11 protein-coding genes are annotated in these 13,634 nt (G+C 53.9%); 7 read left to right on the top strand and 4 right to left on the bottom strand.

What is annotated here, in order from left to right; all coding sequences use genetic code 11:
* Positions 1–30: 30 nt before the first annotated feature.
* Positions 31–381 (bottom strand): FHA domain-containing protein, encoded by a 351-nt coding sequence (locus L21SP2_RS11315; RefSeq protein WP_024268654.1) that lies wholly within the window; start codon positions 379–381, stop codon positions 31–33.
* Between the two features lie 420 nt (positions 382–801).
* Between L21SP2_RS11315 and leuA the strand changes: the two genes are divergently transcribed.
* From leuA to L21SP2_RS17375, 7 genes are all read left to right on the top strand, one after another.
* The gene (gene leuA / locus L21SP2_RS11320) at positions 802–2,538 is read left to right on the top strand and encodes a 2-isopropylmalate synthase (protein ID WP_024268657.1); all 1,737 of its coding nucleotides are present in this window, start codon (positions 802–804) and stop codon (positions 2,536–2,538) included.
* Positions 2,539–2,543: 5 nt separating this feature from the next.
* On the top strand, positions 2,544–2,828 hold the full coding sequence (locus tag L21SP2_RS11325) for an acylphosphatase (protein WP_024268658.1): 285 nt from the start codon (positions 2,544–2,546) through the stop codon (positions 2,826–2,828).
* Between the two features lie 19 nt (positions 2,829–2,847).
* Positions 2,848–3,603 carry a ferredoxin reductase domain-containing protein gene (locus L21SP2_RS11330; RefSeq protein WP_024268659.1) on the top strand — a complete coding sequence of 252 codons (756 nt, stop codon included), beginning with the start codon at positions 2,848–2,850 and terminating at the stop codon, positions 3,601–3,603.
* Positions 3,604–3,699: 96 nt separating this feature from the next.
* Positions 3,700–4,743: a dual-specificity RNA methyltransferase RlmN gene (rlmN, locus tag L21SP2_RS11335; protein ID WP_024268660.1), complete on the top strand. Its 1,044-nt coding sequence runs from the start codon at positions 3,700–3,702 to the stop codon at positions 4,741–4,743.
* Between the two features lie 4 nt (positions 4,744–4,747).
* The gene (locus tag L21SP2_RS11340) at positions 4,748–5,836 is read left to right on the top strand and encodes an NAD(P)/FAD-dependent oxidoreductase (RefSeq protein ID WP_024268661.1); all 1,089 of its coding nucleotides are present in this window, start codon (positions 4,748–4,750) and stop codon (positions 5,834–5,836) included.
* 85 nt (positions 5,837–5,921) lie between these two features.
* Positions 5,922–7,049, top strand: a complete 1,128-nt coding sequence (locus L21SP2_RS11345; RefSeq protein WP_169730475.1) for an ABC transporter substrate-binding protein — start codon at positions 5,922–5,924, stop codon at positions 7,047–7,049.
* Between the two features lie 74 nt (positions 7,050–7,123).
* Positions 7,124–9,448 (top strand): hybrid sensor histidine kinase/response regulator, encoded by a 2,325-nt coding sequence (locus tag L21SP2_RS17375; RefSeq protein WP_024268663.1) that lies wholly within the window; start codon positions 7,124–7,126, stop codon positions 9,446–9,448.
* A 64-nt stretch (positions 9,449–9,512) separates the two neighbouring features.
* On the opposite strand, the gene L21SP2_RS11355 is transcribed toward L21SP2_RS17375, so the two are convergent.
* The 3 genes from L21SP2_RS11355 to L21SP2_RS11365 all read right to left on the bottom strand — a co-directional run bounded on the left by L21SP2_RS11355 (position 9,513) and on the right by L21SP2_RS11365 (position 13,620).
* Positions 9,513–11,732 (bottom strand): NADP-dependent isocitrate dehydrogenase, encoded by a 2,220-nt coding sequence (locus L21SP2_RS11355; RefSeq protein ID WP_024268664.1) that lies wholly within the window; start codon positions 11,730–11,732, stop codon positions 9,513–9,515.
* Positions 11,733–12,062: 330 nt separating this feature from the next.
* Complete coding sequence (locus tag L21SP2_RS11360; RefSeq protein WP_024268665.1) at positions 12,063–12,947, bottom strand: hypothetical protein; 885 nt, start codon at positions 12,945–12,947, stop codon at positions 12,063–12,065.
* Complete coding sequence (locus tag L21SP2_RS11365; protein ID WP_024268666.1) at positions 12,940–13,620, bottom strand: DUF6962 family protein; 681 nt, start codon at positions 13,618–13,620, stop codon at positions 12,940–12,942. Before L21SP2_RS11365 ends, L21SP2_RS11360 begins: the two co-directional genes overlap by 8 nt.
* Between the last annotated feature and the right edge of the window lie 14 nt (positions 13,621–13,634).

Genomic DNA, 13,634 nt, shown 5'->3' on the forward strand with positions numbered 1-13,634 from the left:
GGCACAGGGTATTGCCTGGATGCGGGATTTTCAGCCGGGCAGCAAATGTAGTTCGGTTCGACCGATTGTGATGGTGTCCGAAGGATGAAGTCTTACATAGGTGCCTTTTTCGATCACTTGGCCGTTCACCAGCACACCGTTGGTACTGTCTTCATCGGTGATGAAATACGCGTTCTTGATTTTTTGAATAAGGGCGTGATGCCTGGATGTAAGATTATCGGAAATGATGATATCGCAGTCGGAAGACCTTCCGATGGTGATTCGGTCCCGTATGAGAGTTTTTCTTTTACCATGATGCAGATAAACCGTTTCACTTCGCTTGATCTTGCCAAGCCGTTCCCCCAGACTGCTGCTTCCTGCAATGGTATCGCTGTTTCGCATAGTCCCTCCTCCCGGGTTAATTGTAGCCGTGAATACCCGGCCGGGCAAGTGAAAGGTCCCCAGAATCCCCTGTTCTCCGCTTACCGTCAGCTGCAGGGGCATTCTTGCCCCGGGGCTGAATTTCCCGTGAAAATCTGTATAAATTCCCATATTTCAGGAATAAATATTGACATATGCCCGGCATAACGGCATTATTAGGGTACTATGAACAGAATCACAGGCACAGCAGACATTCCCACCCTACTCCTACTAGGTTTGAACTCTTACTGCTGCAGTGCGTGTGTCTGTATCCAGAACCGGTAATATCCGCTTCTGGAAACGACAACGGAAATCACACCCGCTGCATACACGCAGCGGGTTTTTTATTGCCCGGACTCCGGGGATCGGAATTCCCGGAATCAGAAAACGATGGAGGATCGTATGTCAAAGTATAAAGCCTACCCCCAGGTGAATCTGCACGAAAGACAGTGGCCGAATAACCGGATAACCCGCCATCCCCTGTGGTGCACAGTTGATCTCAGGGACGGAAATCAGGCACTTGCCCAGCCCATGAATATTCAGGAGAAGGAAAGAATGTTCAACCTCCTGGTGGAAATGGGGTTCAAACAGATTGAAATAGGCTTTCCCAGCGCCAGTCAGATTGAATACGATTTTCTCAGAACTCTCATCGATAACAACATGGTACCTGATGATGTGGCCGTGCAGGTTCTCACCCAGAGCAGAAAACATCTTATCGAGAGAACGGTGCAAAGCCTGAAAGGCGTAAAGCGGGCGGTTCTTCACTTATATAATTCCACATCGGAACAGCAGCGGAGGATTACCTTCAGAAAAAACAAGGAAGAGATTAAACAGATCGCCCTGGAAGGGACTCAGAATGTCATCGATCTCCTGGATGAGCTGGAAAACACTGAACTGATTTTTCAATACAGCCCCGAGAGCTTTACCGGCACGGAACTTGAATATGCAGTGGAGGTGTGTGATGCGGTAATTGATCTCTGGGATCCTGCAAAGCGGGGAAAGATGATCATTAATCTTCCCGCCACCGTGGAGTTAAGTACACCCAATATTTTCGCAGACCAGATCGAATGGATGATCAGACATCTGAAACGCAGGGATGAAGTGATTATCTCCCTGCACACCCACAATGACAGAGGTACCGGGGTGGCTGCCACCGAGCTGGGACTGATGGCCGGCGCCGACCGTGTGGAAGGCACCCTCTTCGGGAACGGTGAACGAACCGGCAATGTGGATATAATCACCCTTGCATTGAACATGTACAGCCAGGGTGTTGATCCGGGGCTGGATCTTCACAATATCCCCCGAATCAGGCGGATCTATGAAGAGACTACCAGAATGCACGTGCACGAACGCCATCCCTACGGGGGAGATCTTGTTTTCACTGCATTCAGCGGAAGCCATCAGGATGCGATCAGCAAGGGCATGGCCCTGGTGGACAAGGATCCCCAGAGCCGCTGGGACGTACCCTATCTGCCCATTGACCCCCAGGATATCGGCCGGAGCTACGAAGCAATTATCAGGATCAACAGCCAGAGCGGAAAAGGTGGCGTTGCGTATGTTCTGGAGAACGAATACGGATTGAAGATCCCCCGGAGCCTGCAGCCGGAAATCGGCACCCACATCAATTCAATTTCCGATCAGCTTGTACGGGAATTATCAAGTTCGGAAATTAAGCATGCCTTCGACAGGGAGTATGTAAACCGCCGGGATAAACTGGCTCTGGCAGAATATGCTCTCTCCAGGGGACATCACAGCGGAGATGTGAATTTTCACGGCAGCGTGGAACTTGAAGGTACAGAGTATCCGGTTGAGGGCACGGGGAACGGCCCCATCAGCGCCTTCATGAACGGCCTGAATGCCCTGTTCGATCTGCAGATGAGCGTAGCCGAGTATGAGGAGCAGGCCATCGGAGCAGGCTCGGCCACCGAAGCGGCAGCCTATATCCGGGTGGAAGCCCGGGACGGACACAGTATCTGGGGAGTCGGCAGAGACACGGATACTTCAGCGGCCCAGTTCACCGCCATCCTCAGCGCCATGAATCGCTGGAAGTCCATGGAGTTCCGGGTGCACCCCCATGCGGTTCCGGCCGGGGCGACAGCCGCCGGAAGCAGCAGTTCCGGGGAGGCCGGGAGAGAGTAGATCCTATGGAAGAGCTTCATTGCAGAATATCGGGAATGGTACAGGGCGTTGGATTCCGATACTCCGCCCTCACCCGTGCCAGACGGCTGGGACTGACAGGCTGGGTGAGGAACCTTCCCGGGGGAGATGTGGAAACCCGGGCCTTCGGAGACGCCGGCGGGATACAGGCCTACCGTAGCTGGCTGGACGGCGGCCCGCCATCCGCCGTGGTCAGGGACGTGGAGGTGATAACCCTCAGACAGGTGGAACGCGGGACTGAAATTCCCCGGGACTTTATTATCGCAGGGTGAACGGGTATACTCACCCCAGATGAAGCAAACCGAAAGCCCCTTGAGCAGGGTGAAAATTCTCAGTCAGAGAACATACGGAAAAAGCGCATATATACTTACCCTGGATTATTCACCTGATTTTATCCCCGGACAAATGGTGGCCCTGAGCGATTCCGCCGATACGCCGCCCCGGCTGTACAGCATAGCAAGTCCTCCGGGAAATTCCGGACTGGAAATCCTTTATACGGTCACTCCGGAGGGTGAACTCACTCCCAGGCTTTCACAAATGGGACCGGGAGACACTCTGTTTGTGAGCCGACCCAGAGGGGAGTTTCTTCCGGGAACATCTCCCGACGGCGGAAAATCCGTTGCAAACCACGGCGGTATCCGCCGGGTGTGGATAGCCAACGGCACCGGAGTCGCCCCCTTTCTTTCGGCCTGGCGGGCCGGGTATCACTCCGGCGCAATGCTCATCCACGGGGCACGCTGGATAGAGGATTTTTACGGATCGGAATATGTCACATCCACTGCAGGCGGACTTGATGAGCCGGATAAATTTCCGTATATTGCCTGCCTGAGCAAGCCTGATAATCGGAACTCGGCGGAACCGGGGCTCATGCCGTTTATTTTTCCCGGCAGACTCACCTCCTGGATTGAAGAAACCGGCGCAGTACATCTGCCGAAGGACGCCGGCTATTATCTCTGCGGAAGCGAACAGATGATCATCCAAGTCCGACAATTGCTGTACCGCCTGGGTATTCCCTACTCTTCCGTGATTTCGGAGATCTATTTCTAATCCCGCCGCCCGTTGAAAGCCCGGCGGAGTAATCGGACCAGGCCGCTGCACCAGGCTGGGGAATCACATTCCCCCGGCCCCATAAGGACGGTTAATATGACAAATATATTCGGATATACCATGGAAGAGCTGGAAGCCCTCATGAAAGAACTGGGCGAACCTGCCTTCCGGGCCAAACAGCTGTTCAGCTGGATCTACGGTCACATGGTCTGGGATTTCAGCCTGATGACCAATCTTTCAAAATCGCTCCGGGAAAAATTGTCAGCTGAGTACAGCGCACAGCCGGTGCCCCACAGCCATGAAGATATCTCTTCCGACGGTACCAAAAAGTACCTGTATCCTGCACCGGGAAGTAAATTTGTGGAGGCAGCCTATATTCCGGAGGAAACCCGGGCAACTCTGTGTCTGTCCACCCAGGTGGGCTGCAAGATGGGCTGTCTGTTCTGCATGACCGCCCGCCAGGGATTTCAGGGTCAGCTCAGCGTGGGAGAAATTCTCAGTCAGGTGTACACCCTTCCGGAACGCTCCAGCCTCACCAATATCGTGTACATGGGGATGGGGGAGCCCATGGACAATATCGACGCTGTGATCAAGAGCATCCGGATTCTCACCCACCCCGAAGGTCTTCATATGAGCGCAAAGAGGATCACCGTTTCCACCATCGGTGTAATTCCTCCCATGGAACGCTTTCTCCGTGAGACCAGGGCTCAGCTGGCAATCTCCATTCATAACCCCTTCGACGGACAGCGGAGGCAGCTCATGCCGGTACAGAACGTGTATCCCATAGAAGACGTTATCGAAAGCCTGAGGCAGTTCGACTTTTCCCAGAGGAAGCTCAGTTTTGAATACATCATGTTTGACGGGGAAAATGATACACCGGAACATGCCCGGAGGCTGGTGAAACTGCTGAACGGTCTGCGCTGCAAGGTAAACCTTATCCATTTTCATCCCATACCCGACTCGCCGCTGAAGGGCAGCCCCCGGAAAAAAATGGAGGAGTTTCAGTCCTTTCTGAAATCCCGGGGCATCATGACCACCATCCGCCGAAGCAGGGGGGAGGACATTCAGGCTGCCTGCGGACTTCTCTCCACCCTGAAACATGTAAAGCCGGCCATTCAGGCCGAAAGCACGGACTTTTAACACAGTGGGCATTTCCCGGATTCGCATCGCCGGTCAGGGGATAGCCGGCACCATGCTTGCGTTTCATCTTATGAAACGGGGCTATACCGATCCGTCAACACTCACCGTATATGATCCCGGCCCGGAATACGGCTGCTCTTCCGTGTCCCAGGGGGCAATTAATCCTCTGGTATTCAAACGGATGACCCTGGCAACCGGCACGGAGCTCATACCCGCTGCCTGGGAATCCTACCGTGAGCTGGAAAAGCTGCTTCTCAATCGGGGTTATTCCGGGGGATATGTTCATGAAGAGCCCGCAATCCGGATATTCCGAACAGAACAGGAGCGGGACCGTTGGGAGCAGGCTTCCCGCCGGGAGGGTACGGCAGGCTGGACATCCCCTCCACGGCCCCTGCCGAACTCCTTTCAGGGCGTTGCCGCCCCCTGGGGCTGCGGTGTCATACCCTCAAGCGGCTGGATCGAAGCAGACCGGCTGATCAGGGATTTCCGCAGCCTTCTGATTGAAGATGGACTTCTGATTGAACGGTTTCTGGAAGCTCCCGGCATTTTGCCGGATTCCGGAGAAATAATCATCCACGCCCGGGGTATCCAGAGCCGGTTCATGGAGAGATCGGCTTCCCCTCCCCTGCCCGGAGATCAGCTTCCCTATTACCCGGTCAAGGGAGAAGTTCTCACCCTGAGTCTGCCCGAACTTGAGAGCAGCTCCATGATCAGCGCCGGACTGATTATTCAGCCCGATGAACGGCCCGGCATATACCATGCCGGTGCAAGTTATCTGAGAGATTTCAATGATCCGGAATACCGGGAGGAAGGCCGTGACTGGCTGCTGCAGGTTCTTTCACAGATCCTGCCCCTGAGCTCCCGGGAACTGGAATCCAGAATCATCCACGCCCGGGCCGGGGTTCGCCCTTCCAGCAGGGACCGCATGGCATACGCAGGTCCCCTGCCGTCTTTCCCCAGGCAGTATGTACTCAACGGATTGGGCACCCGGGGGGTTATGCTGGCTCCCGGCCTGGCCGGCCGACTGACCGATCATATCTTCGGGAACACCTCCCTTGATAACAGATTTCATCCCCGGCGGATTCAGGCATGAGTTCCTGTGGGGGCGTATCCCCCCCCTCCGGCGCTTCGGCAGCTGAATTGATTTTTTCCCTGACATGAACAAATATTATTTCTATATGAAAACCTGTAAAAACTATGCACAACCCAGCAATATTCTTCACAGACTCACCCTGGTTATAGCAGCAATAATCGCAATATCGGGGGCGGGCTGCAGCAAACCCGACTCGGTCATGGAAATTTATGTTCTGTTCCCGGAGACCGGATTTGCCTCATATCTGGCCCCGGTACGATCGGGAATGGAAATGGCCGCAGATGACCTTGAAGCCCGGGGACAACTGAAAAACCGGGAGCTGCGCCTCCTGTTTGCGGACAGTAAATCGGATCCGCACACCGCCAAAAAAAAACTTACGGAGTTTTTGAAAAACGGCGATCCCGATGTAATCATCCCCGTTCTCAGCTCAGTTTCCCTGGAGACAGGTCCTGTATCGCTTCAGGAAGAGATCCCCATGGTCGCCCTGGTTGCCACCAATCCCGAAGTGCCCAGACAAAACCGGTATACCTACAGCTATTACCAGTCCGCCACGGATGAGATACGGGCGCTGGAACCCATGGTGAATTATCCCGAAGTAAAGAGCCTGGCGGTAATTCATCAGGATGATGCCTACGGTCAGGCCATCTACCACCAGGCCGGAGAAACCTTTTCCGGGAAAGGGATCCGGGTGCTCTCAGCCCCCTACCCGGCTGCAACCCAGGACATTTCCAACCAGGTCCTATTGGCGGGCAACAGCGACGCAATCCTGATTGCAGGGTTTGAAGCCGGCTGTATTGCCGCACTGGAAGAGATCCGCAATCAGAATTTCCCGGGACTGATATTGGGCACGAGCACCATGTCCACAGAAATATTTCTGGAAATGGAAGAGGCACAGGGGATTATCGTCGCCAGTCCTTCGGTGTACAACCCGGGCTACAGCCTGGTGAAGGATCTCAAGCTTCGCTATGAGGAAGAATTCAATCAGGAATTTCATCATAATGCCGCAGCGGGCTATGATGTAATTACCATGCTGGGAAGTCTGGCAGAGGAACTTGATAAAGTCAGCCCGGAGAATATCCTGAGGCTGTTGGAACAGGAGTTCGTGTTCCCCGGTCTTTTCGGCGATGTATACAAATCCAGAGGACAGAGGAGTTTTAACCTGCCCCTCGTTCCGGTTCAGTTCCGGGAAGGAGAACGGATATTTCTTCAATAGCTTCCTTTTTTAATTCCATACGTGGAAAAATCCTGCTGCTTCTGTTTATTATCGGATTTTTATGGATTCTTACCGTGAGCCTGTTGAGTGTAACCGGAAGAAATCTGAGTGAAATATTTGCACGGAGAAATGCCGAACTGGCAGATCAGACCATGGGAGAAATCATCCGTATTATCAACGCACGCCGTTATGAGTTGGATCTCCTGGAGGTGAATCCGCTGGTGATCTCAGCACTGGAACAATCGAATAATGAATTCGAAGCCTCGGAGTCCATACAAGAGCTGCTGTCCAAAAATGAAGCGATCTATTCCCGCTGGGAGGGAGGCGGCTCCACAGACGGCAACCTCTCCACCTACCTGAATGATTTATTTGTGGGCAAGAGCATGACCCAAAGGGGGTACAGCAGTTTTCCGGAAGTGTTTATAACCAACCGTTACGGAGCCCTGCTGGCCTATTCCAACCCGCCGTATCAGTATGACTGGAGCGAAAGCTCCTGGTTTCAGCGTTCAGATACCAGTGGATATGTGATCGAGGAAGTCTATTACAATGTGGGTGTGGACGGCTACGGGCTGGGAATTACCCTTCCCATTCATGGGCAGGAGGGACAGCTCCTGGGGTACACCCACGGGTTTCTGGACATCAGCAACATCATTCAGGAAGCAAGAATCAACTCCGGCAGGTCAGGTCAGATATTCATCCGGCTGTTGACTTCGGACGGCAGAACTCTGTATTCCACCCGGCTGTTCACCTACCTGGAATATCTGGAGGATCCTGAACTTTTTCGAAAGCTGGAGGGCGGCCAGGAGTTCTGGATTAGTAAAGACACCAATACCATAACCGCCAGGGCAAGCAGCAGAGAAACTGATCCACGATCCGCGGTGGACTGGATCATTCTTATCCAGCAGAACCTCTCAAGCCTGCTTCAACCGGTACAGGGACTTCAGTCGCTTCTGGTGCTCATCATGGGGATCGCTGCTGTGGTTTCGGCGGCTGCTGTTATACTCATCGTCAGATCCATAAATCGCCCCCTGGCAGCTCTGAAGGAGGGTGCGGAGATCATCGCAGACGGTAATCTTGACCATGAATTTCATATCCGCAGTAACCGCGAGCTGGTGGAGCTGGCATCCGTATTGAACGGCATGACGATTGAACTGAAATCCAGCTACGAACGGATCAGGCAGAGGGAAGAACGGGCCCGTCTTCTGGCGGACCAGCTCAAAGAAGCCAAAAACGCCGCCGAAACAGCAAACAAGGCGAAAAGCAATTTTTTATCCACCATGAGCCATGAAATCCGGACCCCCATGAACGCAATCATCGGTGTGTCCGAACTGCTTCTGGAAACCGAACTCAGTGAGAAGCAGACTGAATACGTGAATATATTTCACAGTGCAGGAGAGGAACTGCTGGCCCTGATCAACGATATTCTTGATTTTTCCAAGATCGAAGCAGATGAAATCCAACTGGAGACCATTCAATTCAGTCTTCAGGAAGAGATTCAGAAAATGGTGAATATGTTCACATACCGGGCACAGGAGAAGGGAATCGATCTGGACTGCAGTCTGGACCTCTTTGAGTCCCCTCTGGTGGTCTGTTCCGATCCCCTGAGACTGAGGCAGGTTCTTTTGAACCTTCTGAGCAACGCCATCAAGTTCACTCAGGAGGGCTATGTGCTGTTGAGGGTACAGGGAGTAAAATCCGGTACAGACCACACGCGCATCACATTCTCTGTGGAGGACACCGGGATCGGGATATCTGAAGATAAGAAAGAGAAAATTTTCGAACTGTTCACCCAGGCGGACAGCACCACAACCCGGAAATTCGGCGGGTCAGGCCTGGGATTAAGCATATCCCGAAATTTGGTGGAGCGACTGGGGGGAGAACTCACTGTTGAGAGTCGTGAAGGGAAAGGCAGTGTATTTTCCTTCACCCTCAACCTTCCCCTGGGACGTGAAACGGATGAACGTAGGGAAAACGACGGAAAAACCGCCCCTGCCTCCGAATCTGACGATGGGCTCATTCTGGTGGTTGAAGATTCACCCATGAATCAGGTAGTGGTTCAAGCCTACCTTGATAACGCGGGCCTTGAGTATCATGTGGTGGAGAACGGTGAACAGGCCGTGGAATGGTTGAGCACACGGCGGCCGGCTCTTGTACTCATGGATATCCAGATGCCGGTGATGGACGGCTACCAGGCGACCAGGGAGATCAGGCGCAGGGAACATGAAGAGGGAAAGCCCCGGGACACGGTGATTGCCCTCACTGCCAACGCCTCGGGGGAGGATATTCAGCGCTGTTACGACGCAGGCTGCGACAATTATCTGGCAAAACCTTTCAAGAGAAAAACGTTCTACCGCATACTGGGCGAATATCTTTCATTTCAGCCCCCTTCAACAGATTAACAGCAGGGTACGCGCCGGGGGAGGGTCACCATACCCCGGCGCAGTGCGTTGATCAGCCGCCGTATTAGAATTCCGCAAGAATGCGGTTGAAGGTTTCGCTGGGCCGCATGGCCCGGGACGCCAGCTTTTGCTCCGGGTAAAAATAGCCTCCGATTTCAACCGGGGCACCCTGGGCGTCATCCAGTTCGCGGAGAATATCCTGTTCATGTTTCTCCAGCTTCCGGGCCAGCTCTGAGGCCCTGCGGGCAAGTTCGGGATCGTCGTTATTTTCCGCAAGAGCTTCCGCCCAGTACATGGCCAGATAGTAGTGACTCCCCCGATTGTCCAGTTCATGAACTTTCCGCCTGGGACTCTTGTTATTGTCCAGCAGCTTTTCCGTGGCCGCGTCCAGGGCATCACCCAGAACAATTGCCCGGGGGTTATCAAATGAACGTCCCAGATGCTTCAGGCTCATCCCCAGGGCCAGAAATTCCCCCAGAGAATCCCAGCGCAGATGCCCTTCTTTCACAAACTGCTGTACATGCTTGGGTGCCGACCCCCCGGCTCCGGTTTCAAAAAGTCCTCCGTCATTCATCAGGGGAACGATTGAAAGCATCTTGGCGCTGGTTCCAAGTTCGAGAATGGGGAACAGGTCGGTGAGATAGTCTCTGAGCACATTTCCTGTAACGGCTATACAGTCTTTTCCGGCCCGGGCAACATCCAGGGAATAGCGGGCGGCCTCAACCGGAGGCATAATATAGATCTCCAGTCCATCGGTGTCGTGGTGGGGGAGCAGGTTCTCAACCCTTTTGATCAGCTGACTGTCGTGGGCCCGCCGGCCGTCAAGCCAGAACACCACGGGTACTCCCGACTCCCGTCCCCTGTTCACAGCCAGTTTCACCCAGTCGCTGACTGCGGCTTCCTTCACCTGGCACATCCGGAAAATATCACCCTCTTCAACATCATACCGGAAGATTTCCGCTTCATCCGACTCACGGCGGACAACCACGTTCCCGGATTCGGGAATTTCAAAGGTTTTATCGTGGGAACCGTATTCCTCGGCCTTTTGTGCCATCAGCCCCACATTGGATACGCTCCCCATGGTTCGGGGATCGAACGCACCATGCTTTTTACAGTGTTCAATCGTTTCTGCGTACACTCCCGCATAGCTTCTGTCGGGGATCACCGCCTTCATATCTTTCTGGCTGCCGTCTGGAGCCCACATCTTCCCCCCGGCCCGGATGGCCGCCGGCATTGAAGCGTCGATAATCACATCGCTGGGTACATGAAGATTGGTGATTCCGTTATCCGAATCCACCATGGCCAGTTCCGGACCCTGGTCAAGGGCATTTTCGATGGAGTCGAGAATTTCCTGCCGTTTGGATTCGGGCAGCTGATCCAGCCTGGCGAGAAGATCCCCCAGTCCGTTATTGGGGTTCACTCCCGCTTTGTGTAAATCCTCCCCGTACCGGGAAAAAACATCCTCAAAGAAGACGGAAACCCCATGACCGAAAATAATCGGGTCCGATACCTTCATCATGGTTGCCTTCAGATGGATGGAAAACAGCACTCCCGCCTCTTTTGCGTCCCGTATCTCTTTTTTCAGAAAATCTCTCAGAGCCTTCCGGCTCATCCGGGCCGCGTCGAGAATCTCCCCCTTCTCCATGGGAAACCAGGGTTTCAGGGTTTTTCGGCTGCCGTCGTTGCCATGAAACTCAATCTGCACCGAATCAGCCTGCTGAAACCGTACAGATTCCTCGCTTCCGTAGAAATCCCCTTCGCTCATGCTTGCAACTACGGACCTGGATTCCGGAGTCCATTCTCCCATGCTGTGGGGATGCTTTTTTGCATAATTTTTCACCGCCCGGGGTGCTCTTCGGTCGGAATTTCCTTCCCGAAGCACGGGATTCACGGCGGATCCTTTCACCCTGTCGTAGCGCTTACGGATTTCCCGTTCCGTATCGGATTGGGGCTCATCGGGATAGTCCGGTACGGCAAACCCGGCTGCCTGAAGTTCTGAAACCGCCCGTTTAATCTGGGGGATGGAAGCGCTGATATTTGGAAGTTTGATAATATTCGCCTCGGGCCGCTGCACCAGTTCTCCCAGCTCGGCCAGAGCATCATGCACCTTCTGCTCGGTAGAAAGGTAATCCGGAAACTGGGAAAGAATCCGGGCTGCAAGGGAAATATCCCGGGTTTCAATATCAACTCCCGCAGTCCCGGCAAACTGCTGAATGACGGGAAGAAGGGAATATGTTGCCAGAGCCGGAGCTTCATCGGTACGTGTATAGATAATCTTGGACATGAATGTGCACCCTTGTGAATAGTGGATTGGTTTTGCCGGTTGGAAGGAGGCTGATACCTCTGCGCACCGGAAAACGTGAGCTCAGGAGGAACGGGGTGTTTCCGGAAAAAAGCCTGAGACAGGATTTTTGGAATCTCCCGACCCGCCGTTGCATCAATATTCATATAATAACATAAACCCCGTTCAGGGACAAACTGCCCCCTCATCGCTAAGTGCTCCTCGTGCTCCTCATCGGGGAGCGCTTCACATCGGTAAGTGCTCCTCCCAGGCGGCACCATGGAGGCAGCAATACCCGCATCCGCCGGCGGAAATGCCCCTTCCCACCGACGTCTAAAAATCGAACAGCTGATAATTCAGGGCATCGCTTAAGCCGATCTTCCGGGAGGATTCAACATGGTCGGGGAATATCTCGGTCTTCTGAACCCCTTCCCCGGAGGTGTCAATGACGAAAAATGCATTTTCGGGGTAGCGCTTTTTCACCTGGATCAGGGTGTTGGTGATCTCCCGGATATTCGCCGGATCATCATCGCTGACGCCGAAGCGGTGGTAGGGATTTCGCCCGTACTTCCGGAAGGCGTCTTCAACGGCACGGAACAGGGCCAGGCTCTTCAATTCAGATACCGGTTTACGGTATTCCGGATCCTGGAAGATCCGCCGGCGCAAACGCGGATTGGTTACCGGATAGAGAGACAGAATATTGGGCCGGCGGTAGAGATGCTCCTGACGGGTGAGTTCATTCAGGGCGTTACGCAGCGTCCGTGGGCTGTGACCCCGGGCGGTAATGATGCTCACCGGCCTCCGGTTAAGCACCGCATAGAAAAAATGATTCCAGCTGGGGCCGTGCCAATCCCACACCGGTTTCAAAAGAGCGGTTCGCAAGTCCTCCGTAAGGGTCTGGGGCGTGCGGCGTATGAGACGGCGGAAGTTCAGCGGCATATCCCGGAAATTTCTGAAGGATCCTGTGCGGTCATCGTTGTTGATATAGTAATCCCGAAAGGGTCCTTTTTTACCGATACCTGCTCCGTGCCGTGAAAGGTCTTCCGAACTGATTTCCAGTTCGCTGTGGTCATCCCGGTGGAACAAGATAAGCCTGGTATCCAGATGGAGAATATTGTCATCAAAATCGAAGAAGTAGAAACTCCGCCCCCCCTTGCCGGCATTCCGGTCCTCTTTGTAGGGCAGCCAGTCTCCCAGATGCAGCTGCTGTTCAGGCATGTGCGTGCTCTCCTTCCTTATCATCAGCTTCATCGGCCTTCACCCCCGCATAGAGGAACAGAAGGCCGGCCATCTGAATAATATGAAACACCCCGTTGTGATCAAATAGCCAGATAATCCGTATTTCCACACTTCCGGCAGCCTGTACCGCAGCTGCCAGGATGCTCAGGAAAATTCCTGCGGTCATGAGGAAAGGGGCTCTTCCGGGAGAACGAACGCTGAGAAATATGTATGCGCCAAGTGCAAAAATCATGGCAAGCGCTTCGTAGAGAATAAAAATCAGGAAACTCCCGGGAAACACAAGGGTAAGCAGGTAGAAGAGAGCTCCGGCGGCAAGAAATCCGGGCATTACCCCCCGGGGGACGGCCTTCTTCCGCAGATCAATGAGAACCGCTGCAGCGAACATGGAGATTGTGAGACCCAGACTGAGATACAGGGGCTGCCACAAAACATTCCGGAGCCCATCGCTCATCTCGAAGCCATGGGCGAAAAACCCCAGGAAGCCCGCAAGGCTGAGCAGACCGAATGCAGCCGCCCAGAAGCGGGGCTTCTGGGGAATCCTGTAGCGGTTCACCCGGCGCATCAGACTGACCGCCGCCCAGGCCCCCGCAGCACCCAGCAGGAAATCGGTAACTGCAGTGGTAAGTTCTGTTTCAATGGATATGAATTCCATGTGCCCTCCCGGCA

It is taken from the genome of Salinispira pacifica (genome assembly GCF_000507245.1).
In the GTDB taxonomy this organism is placed as follows: Bacteria; Spirochaetota; Spirochaetia; order DSM-27196; family Salinispiraceae; genus Salinispira; species Salinispira pacifica.

Excerpts from the sequence above, each read along its gene's own strand:
- L21SP2_RS11355 (WP_024268664.1), bottom strand. The coding sequence starts at position 11,732 with ATGTCCAAGATTATCTATACACGTACCGATGAAGCTCCGGCTCTGGCA.
- leuA (WP_024268657.1), top strand. The coding sequence starts at position 802 with ATGTCAAAGTATAAAGCCTACCCCCAGGTGAATCTGCACGAAAGACAG.
- L21SP2_RS11325 (WP_024268658.1), top strand. The coding sequence starts at position 2,544 with ATGGAAGAGCTTCATTGCAGAATATCGGGAATGGTACAGGGCGTTGGA.
- L21SP2_RS11315 (WP_024268654.1), bottom strand. The coding sequence starts at position 381 with ATGCGAAACAGCGATACCATTGCAGGAAGCAGCAGTCTGGGGGAACGG.
- L21SP2_RS11330 (WP_024268659.1), top strand. The coding sequence starts at position 2,848 with ATGAAGCAAACCGAAAGCCCCTTGAGCAGGGTGAAAATTCTCAGTCAG.
- L21SP2_RS11365 (WP_024268666.1), bottom strand. The coding sequence starts at position 13,620 with ATGGAATTCATATCCATTGAAACAGAACTTACCACTGCAGTTACCGAT.
- L21SP2_RS11360 (WP_024268665.1), bottom strand. The coding sequence starts at position 12,947 with ATGCCTGAACAGCAGCTGCATCTGGGAGACTGGCTGCCCTACAAAGAG.
- L21SP2_RS11345 (WP_169730475.1), top strand. The coding sequence starts at position 5,922 with ATGAAAACCTGTAAAAACTATGCACAACCCAGCAATATTCTTCACAGA.
- rlmN (WP_024268660.1), top strand. The coding sequence starts at position 3,700 with ATGACAAATATATTCGGATATACCATGGAAGAGCTGGAAGCCCTCATG.